17 protein-coding genes are annotated in these 17,778 nt (G+C 67.9%); 2 read left to right on the top strand and 15 right to left on the bottom strand.

Annotated features, from left to right (window positions below):
* Positions 1 to 60: 60 nt before the first annotated feature.
* The gene (locus EL272_RS02160) at positions 61 to 1,470 is read right to left on the bottom strand and encodes a mycothione reductase (protein WP_014845566.1); all 1,410 of its coding nucleotides are present in this window, start codon (positions 1,468 to 1,470) and stop codon (positions 61 to 63) included.
* A gap of 312 nt (positions 1,471 to 1,782) precedes the next feature.
* Here EL272_RS02160 and EL272_RS02155 point away from each other — a divergent pair, with 312 nt between their 5' ends.
* A complete protein-coding gene (locus EL272_RS02155; RefSeq protein ID WP_014845565.1) occupies positions 1,783 to 2,541 on the top strand; it encodes an SDR family NAD(P)-dependent oxidoreductase in 759 nt (252 codons plus the stop codon).
* A gap of 30 nt (positions 2,542 to 2,571) precedes the next feature.
* On the opposite strand, the gene EL272_RS02150 is transcribed toward EL272_RS02155, so the two are convergent.
* The 10 genes from EL272_RS02150 to EL272_RS02105 form a co-directional block, all read right to left on the bottom strand.
* Positions 2,572 to 4,020, bottom strand: a complete 1,449-nt coding sequence (locus tag EL272_RS02150) for a GerMN domain-containing protein (protein ID WP_061788342.1) — start codon at positions 4,018 to 4,020, stop codon at positions 2,572 to 2,574.
* A gap of 145 nt (positions 4,021 to 4,165) precedes the next feature.
* Complete coding sequence (locus tag EL272_RS02145) at positions 4,166 to 4,825, bottom strand: histidine phosphatase family protein (protein WP_061788343.1); 660 nt, start codon at positions 4,823 to 4,825, stop codon at positions 4,166 to 4,168.
* Positions 4,825 to 6,405 carry a bifunctional uroporphyrinogen-III C-methyltransferase/uroporphyrinogen-III synthase gene (locus tag EL272_RS02140; RefSeq protein WP_014845562.1) on the bottom strand — a complete coding sequence of 527 codons (1,581 nt, stop codon included), beginning with the start codon at positions 6,403 to 6,405 and terminating at the stop codon, positions 4,825 to 4,827. The genes EL272_RS02145 and EL272_RS02140 overlap by 1 nt, the downstream gene beginning before the upstream one ends.
* A gap of 53 nt (positions 6,406 to 6,458) precedes the next feature.
* On the bottom strand, positions 6,459 to 6,560 hold the full coding sequence (locus EL272_RS02135; protein WP_042842924.1) for a 30S ribosomal protein bS22: 102 nt from the start codon (positions 6,558 to 6,560) through the stop codon (positions 6,459 to 6,461).
* Positions 6,561 to 6,855: 295 nt separating this feature from the next.
* Entirely contained in the window at positions 6,856 to 7,638 is a 783-nt protein-coding gene (gene proC, locus EL272_RS02130) for a pyrroline-5-carboxylate reductase (RefSeq protein WP_061788344.1), read from the bottom strand.
* The gene (locus EL272_RS02125) at positions 7,635 to 8,663 is read right to left on the bottom strand and encodes an aspartate-semialdehyde dehydrogenase (protein WP_041697070.1); all 1,029 of its coding nucleotides are present in this window, start codon (positions 8,661 to 8,663) and stop codon (positions 7,635 to 7,637) included. The genes proC and EL272_RS02125 overlap by 4 nt, the downstream gene beginning before the upstream one ends.
* An 80-nt stretch (positions 8,664 to 8,743) precedes the next feature.
* Positions 8,744 to 9,514, bottom strand: a complete 771-nt coding sequence (locus EL272_RS02120; protein WP_014845559.1) for a CPBP family intramembrane glutamic endopeptidase — start codon at positions 9,512 to 9,514, stop codon at positions 8,744 to 8,746.
* 106 nt (positions 9,515 to 9,620) lie between these two features.
* Positions 9,621 to 10,973 (bottom strand): hypothetical protein, encoded by a 1,353-nt coding sequence (locus EL272_RS02115; RefSeq protein WP_123823907.1) that lies wholly within the window; start codon positions 10,971 to 10,973, stop codon positions 9,621 to 9,623.
* Between the two features lie 118 nt (positions 10,974 to 11,091).
* Positions 11,092 to 12,000: a proline dehydrogenase family protein gene (locus tag EL272_RS02110; RefSeq protein WP_061788345.1), complete on the bottom strand. Its 909-nt coding sequence runs from the start codon at positions 11,998 to 12,000 to the stop codon at positions 11,092 to 11,094.
* Entirely contained in the window at positions 12,000 to 12,809 is an 810-nt protein-coding gene (locus EL272_RS02105; RefSeq protein WP_014845556.1) for a sugar phosphate isomerase/epimerase family protein, read from the bottom strand. The genes EL272_RS02110 and EL272_RS02105 overlap by 1 nt, the downstream gene beginning before the upstream one ends.
* Positions 12,810 to 12,961: 152 nt before the next feature.
* Between EL272_RS02105 and EL272_RS02100 the strand changes: the two genes are divergently transcribed.
* Positions 12,962 to 13,600: a VOC family protein gene (locus EL272_RS02100; protein ID WP_014845555.1), complete on the top strand. Its 639-nt coding sequence runs from the start codon at positions 12,962 to 12,964 to the stop codon at positions 13,598 to 13,600.
* A 234-nt stretch (positions 13,601 to 13,834) separates the two neighbouring features.
* On the opposite strand, the gene radA is transcribed toward EL272_RS02100, so the two are convergent.
* The 4 genes from radA to EL272_RS02075 all read right to left on the bottom strand — a co-directional run bounded on the left by radA (position 13,835) and on the right by EL272_RS02075 (position 17,732).
* The gene (radA, locus tag EL272_RS02095; RefSeq protein WP_061788346.1) at positions 13,835 to 15,238 is read right to left on the bottom strand and encodes a DNA repair protein RadA; all 1,404 of its coding nucleotides are present in this window, start codon (positions 15,236 to 15,238) and stop codon (positions 13,835 to 13,837) included.
* A gap of 165 nt (positions 15,239 to 15,403) precedes the next feature.
* Positions 15,404 to 16,432, bottom strand: a complete 1,029-nt coding sequence (locus EL272_RS02090; RefSeq protein ID WP_244926085.1) for an IS30 family transposase — start codon at positions 16,430 to 16,432, stop codon at positions 15,404 to 15,406.
* Between the two features lie 560 nt (positions 16,433 to 16,992).
* A complete protein-coding gene (locus EL272_RS02080; protein ID WP_014845552.1) occupies positions 16,993 to 17,280 on the bottom strand; it encodes a transcriptional regulator in 288 nt (95 codons plus the stop codon).
* Positions 17,277 to 17,732, bottom strand: a complete 456-nt coding sequence (locus tag EL272_RS02075) for a hypothetical protein (protein ID WP_014845551.1) — start codon at positions 17,730 to 17,732, stop codon at positions 17,277 to 17,279. The genes EL272_RS02080 and EL272_RS02075 overlap by 4 nt, the downstream gene beginning before the upstream one ends.
* Between the last annotated feature and the right edge of the window lie 46 nt (positions 17,733 to 17,778).

The raw sequence follows: 17,778 nt of genomic DNA, 5'->3' as shown, positions 1-17,778 counted from the left end.
TGCTCGGAGGGGTCTCTATTCCGGGACTCCCCAGGCGCTTTGCTTGCCTTGAACCCGACTTCAGGCGTCGAGTTCCTTCGGGCGGGGTGCCTTCAGCAGGCCGAGGAGAGCGTTCTCCAGCACCTCGGTCAGCGCGGGATGGATCCAGTACTGGCCGCGGGCCAGTTCCTGCACCGTCTGGCCGAAGCTCATGGCCTGGATCATCGGCTGGATCAGGGTGGCTGCCTGGGGACCGATGATGTGGGCGCCGAGAAGATGCCAGGTGCGCGGGTCGGCCAGCAGTTTCACGAAGTGCCCTTCGTCCTCCAGCGCCCAGCCGAACGCGACATCCGCATAACGCTGCTTGAACTCGACGTAGGGGGTGCCCCATCCCTGCAGCTGCTCCTCGGTGGCGCCGACGGCGGCGATCTGCGGTTCGGTGAACACGGCGTGGGGGATGTAGCGGTGATCGGTGGCCGCCAGTTCGCCTCCGTCGATGAGGAGGTTCGCGGCGACGGTGCGGGCCTCCGCGTTCGCGACGTGTTTGAGCAACCGGTCCGAGGACACGTCGCCGAGCGCCCAGATGTGCGGCTGGCTGGTGCGCTGGTGCTTGTCGACGCGGATCTGCCCACCCGGTCCCACCTTGACCCCGGCGGCGGCCAGATTGAGGGAGTCGGAGTTGCGGATGCGCCCCGTGGCCACCAGCACCGCGTCGGCCAGGTACTCGTACTCAACGCCGTTGCGGTCGGTGGTGATGACCAGCACCTCGCCTTCGGGACCGGTGGCGACCTCGGCGATGCTCTGGTTGAGGATCAGGTTGACCAGCTTGGCATGTTCCTGTTTGAACTCCTCGGAGATCTCCCGGTCCTCGCCGCGCAACACCACCTCGGAACGGTTGATCTGGGTCACCTGCGACCCGAGACCCGCGAAGATCTGGGCGAACTCGCAGGCCACGAACCCGCCGCCGAGCACGACGAGCCGCCGGGGCAGCTCATCCATGCGCATCACGTCGTCGGAAGTGTGGAACCGCGACCGCAACTCCCCCGGGATCTTCACCGGCAGCGGCCTGGGCCGCGACCCGGTGGCGATGACGATCTGGTCGGCGCTGATCTGCACGTCACCGACCAGGAGGGTGTGGGCGTCGACGAAACTGGCGTGGCCCTCGAACAGGGTTACCCCGTTCCCCTTGCGACGCCACTCGCGCCCGGCCCGCGAGATCGGGTCGATGCGGCCGAAGACGCGGTCGCGGATGACTGGCCAGTCGGCGCCCTTGAACTCCAGGTCCACCCCGAGCCGGGCGGCGTGCCCGGGCGTCCGGGCGTTCTCGGAGGCCACCACGAACATCTTGGTGGGGATGCAGCCCCGGTTCAGGCAGGTGCCGCCGAAAACCGGGTCGTCCTCGATCAGGGCGACGTCCAGGTGGGAGAAACGCTCGTCGATGATGGAGTTGCCCGAACCGGATCCGATCACGGCAATGTCGAAATGCTGCATGGCCCCATCTTGTCACGCGTCACCGAACCCCGCCCTTCATGAAACTGGTTGAACCGGGTCGCGTCCCCTCCCCGAAGCCCGTTGAGCCGGGGCGCGACGAAGGAACGGCCCGAGTCGAAACCACCCGACCACAAAACCCCAAACCCCCTCACCATGGTTTCGACACGCCCAGCTAACGGAGCGAGCAGGCCGGCTCAAGCAGCTTTGGGAAAGAGCATCGCGGGTCGGATCAGGCAATCTCCGCCATCCGAATGGCAGTGGCGCTGCGCAGCTGGGGTACCTGCCCGGTGTTTGACCGCCTAGACTTCCCCCATGACAGGTTGGGCAGTTGTGACGGGGGCCTCGGGTGGGCTCGGGGCCGGTTTCGCGCGGGAACTCGCGCAGCAGGGGGCGAACCTGATCCTGGTGGCCCGCAGCGCCGACAAACTGGAGACGCTCGCCGCCGAGTTGCGCACCGCGCATCAAATCCAGGTGGAGACCTGGCCCTGCGACCTCACCAACCGCGGCGCCCGGGCCGTGCTGGCCGCCGACCTGGCCTCCCGCGAAATCCACACCTTGGTCAACAACGCGGGTTTCGGGTCGATCGGCGACTTCACCGACCTGCCACCGGAACGCATCGCCGCCGAGGTGGAGCTGAACGTGGTGGCCCTGACCGAACTGGCCCGCGTCGCCCTGCCGGGCATGAAACAGCGGGGCCGCGGAGCGGTCATCAACATCGCGAGCACCGGCGCCTTCCAGCCCATCCCCGGGTTCTCCACCTACGCCGCGACGAAGGCCTACGTGCTGCGTCTGTCGATCGGGTTGTGGACGGAGCTGCACGACAGCGGCGTGCGGGTTTTGGCCGTGTGCCCCGGCCCCACCGAAACCGGTTTCTTCGCCACCGCCGGCAACGACCAGGTGATGCAGCAGCGTCGCAGCGTCGATCAGGTGGTGGCCAGCGCGTTCCGGGCGTTGCGCCGTCACCGCCCCTACGTCGTCGACGGGGTGGGCAACACGATCCTGGCGGAGGCCACCCGTCTGATGCCCACCCGCTGGGCATCCAAGGTGGCCGGTTGGGTCGCCTCCCGCTGAGGAAGTGAGCACCGGGAAGCCGCGGGGCGTTCACTCGACGGTGATGCTGCGGGTCTCCTGCGACGTCTGCTGGTTTCCCGCATCATCGGTCCAGGTGGTCTCCACCCGCACCAGGTAGCTTCCGGCCTCCAGGGTCAGCGACACCGACCACTCACGCCAGCCGTCCGCATCGGCTTGCGTCCCGGTCTGGGCGTACTGCGAGGTCAGCAGGGTGTCGTTGGAGTCGGTGACGAGCACCCGCGGTTGTCCCGCATCGGGCTGCACCACGCCGGAGAAGGTCACGACCCCGGCAGCCATCCGCATGCCGTTTCCGGGGGTGTTGATCCACAGCTTCGCCAGCAACGACGGCCCCTGGGACCGGTGCCCGCCCGCGAATGCGGCCGGTGGGGTGGTTCCGTTCGCGGTGAACCGGACCTCCAGGTCCGGGGCGTCCAGGACCTCGTGGACGGCCTGGATGACTTGGCCGATGGCCTGCTGTGTCTTTTCGTCGCTGGTGCTGTCGGGGAAGGCGTCGGCGGACAGGTTGACGGTCACCACGGATCCCTCGCGGCTGACCCCGATCACCTTGCCCGGGTTCCAGGCCGAGCTGTAGTCGGGGTCGAGGGGCGCCAACGTCAGGATCGCGTTCACGACCGTCGAAACCATGTCCCCCGACGCCGCCAGGTTGCGGAACTCCCGGTGCAGTTTCCCGTCCTGGCGGCCGACGTAGTACACCGGAACCGACTGCACCTGCGCGGGCAGGGCCCGCGACTGCGGCGGAATGGAATGCGGCGACTCGGCCAGCGTCGGCACGGTCGAGGCCTGGTGGGCACGCCCGAACAACCAGGTCGCGGAGATCACCACCAGCAGCACCAGCAGCACCGCAAGCACCGCGAGCAGCAGTGGGACACCGGGGGCCCGCGCCCCCTTGAGGGAACGCAGCTCCGCCTCCAGGGTTTCGGTTCCCGGTGCTTGGACCAGCCGCGCGGAGGAACGCAGCGCCGCCGTCAGCTCCTGCGACAGCGACTCGATCACCCCGGGCAGGCTGACCGGTCCCGGTTCACCGACGGCCCGGCGCAGCGCGTCGAGGGCTTCCTCCAGCCGCTGGTTGCAGCCCCGCACCGTCATCCGCATGATCCCGGCCAGTTCCGGTCCGAAAACGGACAGGTAGTGGGAGACCAGCAGAATCTCGGCCAGCCGGATGGGTAGGGCTAGGACGGCGCGGCGGATCTCCTCCTGCCGCGGGTCGGCGACCTCCAGCAGTGTCAACGACCCGCCCGGGCCCCGCACGGAACGGGCCTGGTGCACCACGTGTTCCGCCAGGTACTCCACCCGGGCCGACGGGTCCACGATCCGGTTGGAGCGTTTGGCCAGCCCCAGCAGCGAGGTGCGCAGAATGTGCCCCGACTCGGATTCGGCGCCGAGCATCACGGCCAGCCGGTGCATCGTCGGTCCCTGCTCCTCGAACAGGTCGATCAGCCACGTGGAGGTGTCGGACAACGCAGGTCACTTCCCCCCGTGCCCGGTGGAGCACGTGGCGTGGGATTCCCTCACGTCGGCTCCTTCCGGGTATTGGGGAAACAAGCCACCATTGTGCCTCCCGCTGTCTGAAACTGGGAAGAGGCCCCAGGCGCGGTTCGCATGCTCAGGTCCCGACCCGGAACCGGCGCCCCCGTTTGGCGGGCAGCAGGTCTCGTGCGGGCTCTGCGTAGTCGACGGCGGTGATGAAACCGTCACGGAAGGTGAAGGAGGTAACGGAAACCAGGGTGCAGCGGCGGCGACGCGGATCGTGGGCCAGCGGCCTGCCCTCGGCGTCACGGCGGGCCATTTCGATGGGCAGCTGATGGCTGACCACCAGCGCCTGCCCGCCCGGGCCGGCCGCGGCGGCGGCGTCACCCATCGCGGCCCGCATCCGCGCCACGATCTCCCGGTAGGGCTCACCCCAGCTGGGGCGCAGCGGATTCAACACGTACCGGATCATGCGCACGTCACGCAGGGCCTTGTTGTCGGCGCCGAAAACCTTGCCCTCGAAGGCGTTGGCGGCCTCGGTGACGCGCTCGTCGATGACCACGTCGAGTTGCGGGAACAGTTCGGCGGTGGGTGCGAGGGTTTCCCTGGCCCGCTGCAGCGGCGAGCAGCGCAGGTGCGTCAGCGGGGTGCCGTCCCAGTACTCGGCGAGCCGGGCGGCCATCTCGTGGCCGAGTTCCGAGAGCCCGAAACCGGGCAGCCTCCCGTACAGCACCCCTTCGGGGTTGTGGACCTGCCCGTGCCGCATCAGGTGAACCACCGTCGGCCGCTGCTGCATCAAGCCCCCCGGTTGGGGTCCCTGCGGCGCCGGCGTCGCCGCTGGGAGGGTTTCGTGTCCGGCAGCCCCTGCGCCAGCCGGTCGGCGCGGCGTTCGTCCGCGAAACGCGCCAGACCGACGGCCACCGATTCGAAGTTCGGGGAGTCCGCCACCACATCCACCCTGAGGCCGTGCATCTCGCAGGTCGAGGCGGTTGCCTGCCCGATGGCCGCGATGATGGAGGTCGTGTGGGGTTTGCCCGCGATGCCGATCATGTTGCGCACCGCCGACGACGAGGTGAACACCACCGCGTCGAACAACCCGGTCTTGATGCGGTCCCTGATCTCGGCGGGCGGCGGGGCGGCCCGCACCGTGCGGTAGGCGGTGACCTCCTCGACCTCCCAGCCGAGATTCGTCAGGCCCTGCACCAGATCCGCCACCGACACGTCGGCGGTCGGCACGAGCACCCGCGCCATGGGGTCGATCAGGTCGTCGTAGGCGGGGAACTCCAACGCCAGGTCGTGGGCGGTGTCGCCCTCCGACGGTGTCAGGTCGGGGGTGAGGCCGACCCGGCCGAGGGCCTCCACCGTGCCGCGGCCGACCGCCGCCAGTTGGATACCGGAGAGGGCACGCGAATCCAGGCCATACTCCGCGAGTCTGTCGACGATGGCCCGCACCGCGTGTTGGGAGGTGAAAACCACCCACAGGAAACGCCCGTCGACGATGCCGCGAACCGCCTTCTCCATGGCCTGTTCCGTGCGGGGCGGTTCGATGGACATCGTCGCCACCACCTCGGTGGATGCCCCGAAACGGGCCAGGTGATCGGTCAGCTCCGTGACTTCGTCCTTGGTGCGCGGCACGAGAACGCTCCAGTCGAACAGCGGTTTGGACTCAAACCAGTCGACGCGGGCGCGGGCGACGTCACCGATGCCGGGACCGAACAGCAGGAACCGCGGCCCACCGCAGGGTTCGGATCCGAGATCACCCCACGTGGTCAGGCGGGTTTTCTGGGAGGTGCCGCCGAGCCCGGTCAACTCCAGCACCTCGGCGGTCTCCCCATAGACGGCTCGGGCCTCAGCGACCACCCGGGAAATCGACTCGTCGGTGGCACGGATCACCACGGTGCCGCGCTTGGGCCAGCCATCCTTGCCGGGCAGCTCGACGGAGGCGTCGCAGAAACCCATCACAGAAGTGGGAGCGACGGCCCCGTAGGTCAGGGCCGCGTTCCAGGTCGTGATTCCGGGAATCAGGTGGGTGCGGATGCGCTTGCCCTCCAGGAGCCGCCGCAGAACGTCCACGTGCCCGGCCTCGGTGAAGAAGTCCCCCTCGACGAGCCTCACTACGGAACGCCCGTCGCTCACGGCAGCGACCAACTGGGCCACCTCGTCGGCCTCGACCTGGACGACCTCGCCCAAGGGTTCGATACCGACCGAGGCGAGTTCTTCCACCATGGTCGGGGAGTCGACCACGAGAAGATCAGCCCCTGTTACCTCGCGGCTGCCCGCCCACGTGATGAGCCCGGGGTCCCCAGGGCCGAAACCGACAAACGTGACCACCCCCATGGGCGTCCCGGTCGGTTCCGGTTCCTCGGTGTGGATCACGCACAGACTCCTGCAGGGTTGGCCCGCACCGCCTCGGGCGGGCGGGGATCAGCTCACTTGCCGGCGCGGCGGCGCTGAATGCGCGTGCGCTTCAGCAGCTTGCGGTGCTTCTTCTTGGCCATGCGCTTGCGGCGCTTCTTGATGACAGAGCCCACTGTTCGCCTTTCAGTAACCGCCCCGGAAGCGGGGTACAGGGAAATGCCGGGACGATCCCGGCAGGTTCCCTATCGTAACGTGCGACGCCACCGGGACGCCAACCGTTGTTCACACCCTGCGAGACGTGAAACGCGGACGAGGAATCACCGGGTTGCTCGACCCGCGTCGATCTCCCCCGGTGGTCTTGCGGCCATGGCGGTGCTTGTTCCAGGCATCGAAACGGTTCGGGTTCCCGGCCTTGACGCTTCCCTCGCTGGTGCCGCGGATCGCCGACCGGGACTGGTCATTGCTCGCTCAAAGTTCCGAACTGCGACGGGCACAAGCCTCGACGGCGGCCAGGAAGGCGGCCCGCACGGCCCTCTCGTCGAGCACCCGGAGGGCAGCGGCCGTGGTGCCTGCCGGGGATGTGACCCGTTCCCGCAGCTCGGTGGCCGAGGCGTCCACCCCCTCCAGCATGGCCGCGGCCCCGGCGAAAGTGCCGTTCACCAGCCTCGTCGCGACATCCCGTCCGAGGCCCTGGTGGACCCCGGCCTCGATCATCGCCTCCGCGATCAGGAACAGGTAGGCCGGCCCGGAACCGGAGATCGCGGTGAGCGCATCGAACTGGCTCTCCGGCAACTCCACGCAGATCCCGACGGCCTCCATCATCGCCACCACCCTGGCGATCTGTTCCGGGGTGACGGTGGGTCCAGCCGCGAGGCCCGCGACCCCCCGGCCGACCAGCGCGGGCGTGTTGGGCATGACCCGGATCACCGGCTGCCCCTCGGGCAGCACCTCGGTCAGCCGCGCCAGGGTCACGCCGGCGGCCACGGAGACGACCACGGCTTCCGGTCCCAGATGGGGTGCGATGTCAGTGAGGGCGGTGGCGACGTGGTGGGGTTTGACGGCCACCACGACCACCTCGGCCACGCTCACCCCGGACACCTCGACGGAACGCACCCCGCGGCGTTCCCGCAGCCTCGCCAGGCGGTCGGTGTCCTGGTCGACGGCGACGATCTCGTCGGGTGAGGTGCCCGCGGCGATCCAGCCCGCCATCAGCGCCTCTCCCATGGCCCCTGCCCCGATGACGGAGATCATCGGACCAACAGCTCCGCGACCTGGATGGCGTTGAGCGCGGCTCCCTTGCGGAGGTTGTCGTTGCTGACGAACAGCACCAGACCGGTCCCGTCCTCGACGCTCTGATCCCGCCGGATGCGGCCCACGTAACTGGGATCCTTGCCCGCGGCCTCCAGGGGGGTGGGGATCTCGGACAGCTCGACGCCGGGGGCGCCGGTCAGCAGGGAGCGGGCCTCGTCGGGGGTGATGGGGCGGGAGAACCGGGCGTGGATACTGAGGGAGTGTCCCGTGAAGACGGGCACGCGCACGCAGGTGCCCGCCACCAGCAGCCCGGGGATGTGGAGGATCTTGCGTGACTCGTTGCGCAGTTTCTTCTCCTCATCGGTCTCGCCCTCACCGTCGTCGACGAAGGAACCCGCCTGGGGCAGGGCGTTGAAGGCGATGGGTTTGACGTAGGGGCCGAGATCGGAGGGCGCGAGGACGGAGCCGTCGTGGGCCAGCACTTGCGGGTCGTCGATCTGCCGGATCTGTTCCGCAAGGGTGCGCACCCCGGAGATCCCGGAACCCGAGACGGCCTGGAAGGTGGTGATCTGCATGGCTTCGAGGCCGGCCGCGTCGTGGAGGGGTTTCATCACGGGCATGGCGGCCATGGTGGTGCAGTTGGGATTGGCGATGATGCCCAGCTCAGCCTTGTCGACGTCCTCCGGGTTGACCTGGGAGACGATCAACGGCACGCGCGGATCCATGCGCCAGGCCGAGGAGTTGTCGATGACGGTGGCGCCGGCCCGGGCGACCTCCGGTGCCCACTGCTTCGATGTGCCGCCACCGGCGGAGAACAGGGCCACGTCGATGCCGTGGAAATCCGCCTTGGCGATGTCCTCAACCACGACCTCGCGATCCCCCCAGGGCAGGACCTTGCCCGCGGAACGCTCGGAGGCGAAGTAGCGGATCTCATCGACGGGGTAGTTCCGCTCCGCCAGCAACTTGCGCATCACGCCGCCGACCTGACCGGTGGCTCCAAAAACTCCAACTCGCATGGGCCCAATCCTAGAAGGAATCCCAGACAGTCGCGCCGATGCAACGTCCGTCCCGGTCGTGTGGAACGACCGCAACCGGACGGGGCCCCTCACAGCCAGGGAATGTGGGGTTTGAGGAGGGCGTAGCCGACGAAGGCGAAGATGTCGAGGAGGGAGTGCACCACCACCAGCGGCATCACCCGCCTGGTCCTGAGGTAGAGCCAGCCGAACAGCAGACCCATGACGACGTTTCCGACGAACCCCCCGAAACCCTGATAAAGGTGGTATGCGCCGCGGATCAGGGCGCTGCCGGCGAGCACCGCGAGGATCCCGCCGCCGGACTGGCGCCAGCGGGTGAACAGGTAGCCCACCATCACCACCTCCTCCAGGACGGCGTTCTTGACGGCGAGCAGCAGCAGCATCGGCACGGTCCACCAGGCGGCCGCCAGGTTCGCGGGCGAGACGGAGGTGTTGTACCCCAGCTCACGGAAGGCGTAGTACAGCACCAGACCACCGGCCCCGATGCCGACGAACACCGCCGATCCGACGCCCAGGTCGAAACCGGGCCGCCGCAGGTCGAAACCCATGGAGCGCAGTGGACCGCCGTGGGGTCGCTGGTACACCCACAGCAGGTACAGCACCAGGGCCACCGGAACCAGCGGGAACACCAGGTTCGCCACCTGGTAGGCCAGGTCCAGCCACGGCCGGTCCGGGGTCTTCGATGCGTTGATGGATGTGGTCTGCCGGTTGAGCGCAACCTCCTGGGTGAGTTTGTTGATCAGCGACAGCAGCGCGTAGACCGCCGACTGGCCCAGCGAGATCCCCAGCACCACCAGCATCTCGAGGTGCAGCCGCCGCCGCACCTCCGGCCCCGGATTCATCACCGGATCAGTCTAGAGGTGAACCGGGCGGGCCGGGCCGCGACGACGAAGCGGATCGAATCACACGGGGTTCATCCGGCGATCAGCGGGATGGGGCGGAACCACGCTATCGGGGCCGGTACCCCACCAGTGAGGAACCCTCGATGGCAATGACGAGGTCGTCTCGCATGAGCGGTGCGACAGTACCTCGGTTCGTCACACTGCCTTCGGTGAGCGGTATGTCCTTTCCGCCCGGGATGTCGACCAGACACACTGCCCTCCTGATGTCCAGCCCGTGGGGTCGCATGAACAGGTTCCGGCCATCGGAACTCATCGACCACGCCAGCTGGTAACCCGCCCTGCCCGGGACTCCCCGATACGCCATGTGTTTGGGCAGCAGAAACGGATTGCCGTTGAGGGAGCACTGCCTGCTGCTCGGACAGTCGATCACGACCCGCGCCCAGCTGACGTCACCGGTCTCGTAGGCCGCCCGGAACTGCTCAATGGTCGGTTTTCCCTTCTCGGCAACCAACAATGCGGCGTTGGAACCGGTCAGCGGGAAGGAGGTCCGTTCACCGGTCAGGGAGACGGCGGAGGCCTCGGCACTCTCCGGCGCGACATGAATCCACCCGTCATCCGCCGGGATGTACTGGTCCTTCTGGTTATTTGCCACCGCGGGCCACTCCGCCAGCAGCGACCCATCCGCCAGGGACACGGCCACGATCGGGGCTTTCTTGGCGGATGGGTCGGTGCTCAGCTCCGCCAGCGCCGCTCCCTTGTCCGTGTTCCCTGCGAGTCCCTTGTGGGTCAGTACTGAGAGCCTCCCGTCGTACTCCTGCGTCCAGCGTTTTGTGGGTGCGCCACCATTCCAGTCCCAGCCCGAACAGACGGTGCGCAGTGAGAGCTTGCAGACCAGCGCGAAATCATTGGAGAGAGCAGCGGGGACTCCACTCCAAGGACCGTCGCCCAATGCGCCGGTCGTGGGATCGAGGAGCCGGTTCCCCAACACCAGTTTCCCGCCCCACCAAACATTCGCATCGGGGGCGAAAATCTGTTCTTCCTCAATGGACCAGAGGCGCTTGGGGCCGTCCTCGGCGATCCGGTAGCCGGTCAGGCGCGTCTTCTCCCCTGGCTTCCAGCCAGAGATCACAATCAAGCAGTCGCCATGTGCATAGGCGTTCCAGAAATTGGCCCTGTCCTGGCCCGGTTCACCTCCCCACTTTCCCTCACCCGCCTCGAAGCTCCACTCCTGCTGCCACTGGGCCGAGCCGCCCGAGGGGGCCACGACGTCGGGGGTGGCGGAGCAACCGCTGGCAGTCGATGATTCAGGTTTCCCACCCGTTCCCGGCGGTTGGGATAGCGCCAGCACCATTCCGACGAGGACGGCCCCAACCCCGAGTGCCGCGAGGAAGAACGGCCAGGAGAACCGGGGCCGGCCATCAACACCGCCTCCGCCGCCCCCTGCGTTTCCAGAACCCATGCGCACTGGCGACTCCCGGCTGCGAAGTGGCGCCGGTGTCTGCGCCGGTGGCTCGAATTCCGGCATGTCCCGAGGGGCAGGAGAGGAGGTCATCGAATCAGTATCTCTTGGCCGGGGATCAGCGTTTGTCGAGAAGGGCGCGGGCGTAACTGAACAGGATGCGAGGACGGGCGGCCATGCGGGTGGCGAGGTAGCCGTACCAGCCGGGGCCGAACGGGATGTAGGTGCGGCACCGCAGCCCGATGTCGGCCAGCCGCCGCTGCTCCAGGGGCCGCACCCCGTGGAACATCTGGTACTCGAAACTCTCAGGTCCGCGCCCGTTGCGCAGCGCCAGTTCCTGGGCCAGTTCGATGATGCGCGGGTCGTGGGTGGCGAGCATCGGGTAGGCCCGCGACTCCATCAGGATCCGCAGGCAGCGCACCAAGGCCAGTGCCTTGTCGTGTTCGGTGACGTGGGAGACGGCCCGTCCCGCCGGATAGGAGCCGACGCACAACCGCACCCGGGCCCCCTCGGCCCCGAGCCGTCTGCACTCCGTCTCCACCCGCAGGAGGTTCGCGGGCAGGGTGATCCCGAGCATCGGGTGATCCTCCCGGACCCTCCGGTAGAGGTCCATCACGTCGTCGTAGTCGGCGGGCCACTGCATCTCCAGGGTCACGTGCGCGCCGCGCCGCTCGGCCGTCGCGCACAACTCCCCCAGAACCTCGCCGGCCCGCCCGGCCGATTCTTTCAACCCGAGCGAGGACGGTTTCACCGCCACCTCGGAGCCGTCCGAGGCGCCCTGCAGGCGTTCCAGTAGTTCGTCCATCACCATCCGGGTGTCTTCGGGGTCGTGGTCCGCCGACAGGTAGGAGAAGCCCAGCCTCAATCCCTGCCTGCGCAGCCGCGACGCCACCTTGATGGCGTCACCGACCTCCTGCCCGGCCACGTAGTTGCTGGCAAGTTCCCGGACCCCCGGATCCCGGGCCGCGCGGCGCGCAACCCACGACCCGAGAACGAGCCAGCGCACCCAGTCTCCCGAACGTCGCATCAGTCTCTCCTAACCGCTTTGCCCGCCCCCAGCCTCAGGTTCTCCCGGGTGTTCTCCAGCGCCGAGCGCAGCAGCTCGGCCCGCTCCCCCCCTGTCCTGGCCCGCCGGGTGGAGGCCTCCAGCACGATGTGCCCCTCGAAACCGCGACGCCCCAGCTCACGCACCACCGCCCAGGCGTCCTGGTCGCCCTCCCCGGGAAGCAGGTGGTCGTCCTTGAATGAGCCCTTCCCGTCGGTCAGGTGGACGTGGGCCAGCCGGTCGCCCCAACGCTCCACCAGGTCGAGGGAACGCTGCTGGGCGGTGGAGGCGTGGCTGAGGTCGAGGGTGAGGTGGTCGTAGTCGAGGTCCGTAGGATCCCAGCCGGGCAGGTAGGCCGCGAACGAACCCGCGGGGGTGCGCCACGGATACATGTTCTCGACGGCGAAGGTCACCCCCGATGCGCGGTTCAGTTCCCGGATGCCCTGGGCGAACCCCTCGCCGTAGTCGCGTTGCCAACGGAACGGGGGATGCACCACGACGATGTCGGCGCCGAGCCGCCTGGCCGCCTCGGCGGAACGCCGCAGCTTCCCCCACGGGTCGCTGCCCCAGGCCCGTTGGGTGATCAGCAGAGTCGGTGCGTGCAAGGACCGCACCGGCACCCGGTACCGGTCGCTGAGCTCCGAGATGGCTTCCTCGTCCAGGCTGACCTGGTCCACCCCGACCATCAACTCCACCCCGTCGAAACCAACCTCGGCGGCGAAATCGAACGCGCTGGCCGTGGAGTCGGGGTAGACCGAGGTGGTTGAGAGCAATATCGCCGGGTCGGACACGGCCTCAACCCTAGCGCCGTTCACCGACCACGCCGCGGCCTTCCGGGAGGATCCGGAAGTTGCTCCGGGCTTTCACCCACTGCACCCCGGCACTGGAGCGAATCACCTCACCCGGTTGGGACATGACACATCGCAAAAGGCAGAATGAGAGCATGCACGTCGATCACGTAATCTTCGCCAGCGGGCCGCGAGGCATCAAAGCTGATGTCGCGCATCTGGCCGGGCGACTGGGGGCCGATTTCAAGGAAGGTGGTTTCCATCCCCGGTTCGGAACCCGGAATTACATCATCCCCCTAGCGGATTCCCGCTACCTGGAGGTGGTGGAGGTCCTAGACCATCCCGCCGCGGCGAAGGCCCCCTTCGGGCAGGCCGTGCGGGCCCGTTCCGAGATGGGCGGCGGCTGGCTGGGCTGGGCCGTCAGCGTCGACGACATCGCACCCTTCGAGGAACGCCTGGAACGTTCCGCGGTGCCTGGTTCCCGCCAGTTCCCCGACGGACGTCACCTCGAATGGCGCCAGCTCGGGATCAAGGGTTTGATGGCCGATCCCCAGCTGCCGTTCTTCCTGCAGTGGGTTTCGAACAAGCAGCTGCGCCCATCCTTCCTGACCTCCGACCTGCGTCTGAGCGGGATCCAGATCTCCGGCTCCGCCAACCGTCTCTCCGAGTGGCTGGGGGTCCCCGTCAACGACTCGCTCGATGGGATTCACCTGGACCTGATCGCACCCAACGGGCACCCGGGAATCACCCAGGTGACCTTCGAGTCGCCGACGAAGGGCATCGTCGTCATCTGACAGCGATCGTTCGAACCGGCCTGCGGGACGCCAGTTGGTCGTGTCGAAACCATGGTGCGCGTGTCCGGGTCTGCTTCCCGACTGCAGGATGGTTTCGACACGGGTCGCTCGTTCCTCACGACCCGGCTCAACCAGCTTGAAAAAAGGAAAGCCGGTCGTGTCGAAACCAAGGTGAGCATGTCTGAGGAGTTGTGGCCGGGTCTGCTTCTCAACCAGCTTCGAAGAGACTTCGGATCAGGTTGTTTCTTCGTCGCGAGGGGGAACGCTGGCGGGACGGCGCAGGTCCAGGATGCCCAGAGCGTCGGCGAGGGTATCCACCTCCACCACCTTCAATCCCGCCAGGCGGGGCACCTTCACGGTGACGTCCCGCGACCCGCGGGGAACCAGCGCCAGCTCGAAACCGAGCCGGGCGGCCTCCGCCAGGCGGCGTTCGGTACCGGGAACGCGACGCAGATCGCCCGCCAGCCCCACCTCCCCCAGCGCCAGGAGACGCTGCGGGTGCTGCCGGTCCAGGGCGGCCGAGGCCACCGCCACCGCCACCGCCAGATCCACCGACGGGTCCGTCACCTTCGCCCCGCCCACCGTGGAGGTGTAGACGTCCGACTGGCTGAGCGGCAACCGGGCCTTGCGTTCCAGCACGGCCAGGACCATGGCGATGCGGGACGAGTCGAGGCCATGGGTGGCGCGTTTCGGGGAGTTTCCCGGGGTGGGGGCCACCAGCGCCTGCACCTCCGCCAGCAGCGGTCGGCGTCCCTGGAGGGTCACCGTCACGCAGGTGCCCGGCACGGGGGCGGAGCGGACGGTGGTGAACAGACCCGACGGGTCCGGCACCTCGACTATGCCGGTCTCACTCATCTCGAAACAACCCACCTCGTCCGCAGGGCCGAACCGGTTCTTGGTGGCCCGCACCATGCGGAACCCGGAGTGGCGGTCCCCCTCGAAGCTGAGCACCACATCCACGAGGTGTTCCATGGTGCGCGGCCCGGCGATGGAACCGTCCTTGGTGACGTGGCCGACGATCAGCACCGCCATGTTGCGGTTCTTCGCCACCCGCGCCAGAGCGGCCGTCACTTCCCGCACCTGCGCGGGACCGCCCGGGGTGCCGTCGGCCCCGGTGGCGGAGATGGTCTGCACCGAGTCCACGATCAGCAGCGACGGCGAAACCTCCTCGACGTGCCCCAGCACGGTGGCGAGGTCGTTCTCGCTGGCCAGGAAGAGATCGTCGTGGACGGCCCCGGTACGGGCGGCGCGCAGCTTCACCTGCGAGGCCGACTCCTCACCGGAGATGTAGAGGGTGGTTTCCCCCGTGCCCGCCCACTTGGCGGCCACGTCGATCAGGAGGGTGGATTTGCCCACCCCCGGTTCGCCCGCCAGCAACACGACCGCGCCCGGCACCAGGCCGTCGCCCAGCACCCGGTCCAGCTCCTCGATGCCGGTGCGTTTGCGGCGGGCATCGTCGGTGGGGACCTGCGAGATGCGTTGCGCCGACCGCGACGGGGCCGCCGCGGCGACCTTCGCCAGCTTCGGGGCACCCCGCTCCACGACGCTGCCCCACGCCTGGCACTCGCCGCAGCGCCCCACCCAGCGGGCCGTGGTCCAGCCGCACTCGGTGCACTGGAAGGAATCCTGTTTCGCCATGCCGGGGAGTCTACGAACGACCACCGACAAAACCGGTTCCCTGCGTGACACCGCTCAGACGGTCGAACAACAGGAGGCAAGCCCCAGCAACATCGCCCACATCCCTCCCTGCTGTGCATGAATCGCGGAGGTTCGACGGTTCAACGTCGCCACACGACGGCGGTTTCAAGTGGTGTGTGCAACGTTGAGTAGTTGTTCCATTTTCTCGGCTGGTGTGGCCCAGTCAAGTACTCGGCGGGGTCGGGTGTTGAGGAGGTCTTCAGCGTGTTGGACCTGGGTGTCGGTGATGTGGGTGAAGTCGGTGCCTTTGGGGAAGAAGTCCCGGATCAGGCCGTTGCTGTTCTCGTTGGTGGGGCGTTGCCAGGGAGAGTGGGGATCGCAGAAGTAGGCCTGGCAGCCCGAGGCGAGGGTGAAGCGGGCGTGTTGGGCCATCTCGATGCCCTGGTCCCAGGTGAGGGTCGTCATCAAGGTGGCCGGGAGTCGGCGGGCCATCTGGATCAACGCGTCGGTCACGGTGGTGGAGTCACGGCTGGTGACCCGTTGGATCATGGTGTAGCGGGTGGTGCGTTCGTTGAGGGTCACCAGGGCCGAGGTGCCGCCCTTGCCGATGATGAGGTCTCCTTCCCAGTGCCCGGGAACTGCCCGGTCCTCGACCTCGGCCGGACGGTTGGTGATGGTGGCCTCACCGATCCAGCTACGGCTACCCCGCCCGGACAGCCGTGACCGGGGACCTCGGGTGGTACGTCCGGAACGCAGGGCTTTCTCGACGGTGAGTTCATGACGCAGCCCGCCGGCGGCCTGGACGTAGAGGGCCTGGTAAATCGTCTCGTGACTGACCCACATCGTGGGGTCCTCCGGGAAGTCCTGACGCAGCCGGTGAGCGATCTGCTGCGGGGAATGTTTGTTGTTCAACCGTGTCACCACCTCGTCCCACAACGGTGTCCCGAGTACCAGCTTCCTGTCCTTGGGACGCCGACGTGACCAGTCTGCCAGCCGCTGCGCCGGCTGGGCCCGGTACCGGCCAGGACAACGCTTCATCTCCCTGGAGACCGTGGAACGGTGGACACCGAGTTCTGCAGCTATCTGGGAGGGCGGAACCCGGTCACCGACCCGAACCTCGATCAGGATCCGCCCCGCCAGGGTCAACCGGCCCTGCCCGTCACGCCACTGCGCTGGCTCTCCCACTTCCAACACCGGGTTCTCCCGTAACCGCCGCCGACGCCGCCGCGGACTGTAACGATGCTCGTTCAACCCACCAACCCCTCCCACCCGGCCCCTCGACAACACCATCCCCGCCTCGACAGCCACCTTCCTCACAGTGGAAGGACTACCACCCAACTCCCGCGCGATCGAATGACACGACCGGCCCTGCCCCAACAACACCAACATCAACCCACGACGCTGCTCATCCAACCGCACAACACACCTCCAGAAACTGTTGTTGCGCACACCCTCTGAACCCGCCGACGTTGAACCGTTCTTCTCCTGCACTTCGTGCGCAGGGAGGGAAGAGGTCCGGGGTTGGGAAGGAGCGCAGATCCTGCCGAAGCCGGTTGAGCCAGCACGTGAGCGAAGCGAACGGCTGAGTCGAAACCACCGCTGGCACCCGGTAGCCAGAACCCGACCCCAGGTCCCCGAACACCCGCACGATGGCTTCGACACGGGCTGCTCCTTCATCGCAGCCCGGCTCAACCAGCTGGTGCAGGATGGTTTCGACACGGGCTGCTCGCAGGCCGGCTCAACCGGCTTCGGCTTCAGTTCTCCTCGATGATTTTTCGCAGGGCGGCAACGTGGTTCCGGTAGGCCTTGCGACCCGCGGGGGTGAGTCCCACCCAGGTGCGTGGCCGGCCGAAGGGCTGGGGTTTGCGCTCCAAGGTGACGTAGCCCGCGTCGATCAGCACCTTGAGTTGCTTGCTCAGCAGCGACTTCGACACCCCGAGTCCCTGCTCCAGGGTGGCGAACTCCACCTGCCGGGCCGCCGAGAGGGCCGCGCAGATCCGCAGTCGGTTCGGGGAGTGAATGGTCTCGTCGAAGTTGCTCACCAGATGTCATACTCCTCGAACCGCCCCTCGGCGAAACGCCGGTTGCGCCGGCGCTCGTCGAGCAGGAGCACGACGTAGAACACCACGGAGCTGAACACGCCGTAGCCAACCGAGATCCAGGGCTGGGAAACCGCCGCCTCGCGCAACAAGCCCGGCACGAAACCCGACATCAGGATGACGGTGGAGGCCACCCAGAACGACCCGAGGTGCTGGCCGCGGGCGCGCGTCCGCCAGTGGAGCAGCAGGACACCCACCAGCATCCCGCCGATCCCGAGCGCCGCGACCACCCAGGCCTGGGCGACGAGGGCGCCGCAGCAGATCCCGGCGCATACCCCCTCCAGCGCGAACAGCCACCACGGCAGGGCTGCGGCATGCATGGTCGCCGCACGGGCGTCGTCGGCGAGCTCGAGGAGATGAGCCGCCGACTCGCGATCCGGCGAGTTGGTTTCCATGTGTTCAACCATACCTGCTCGGTCACGCCTTCGGAAGACCGGATTT

The organism is Arachnia propionica (assembly GCF_900637725.1).
Classification (GTDB): Bacteria; Actinomycetota; Actinomycetes; order Propionibacteriales; family Propionibacteriaceae; genus Arachnia; species Arachnia propionica.
This window is presented reverse-complemented; position numbering and strand designations above follow the sequence as displayed.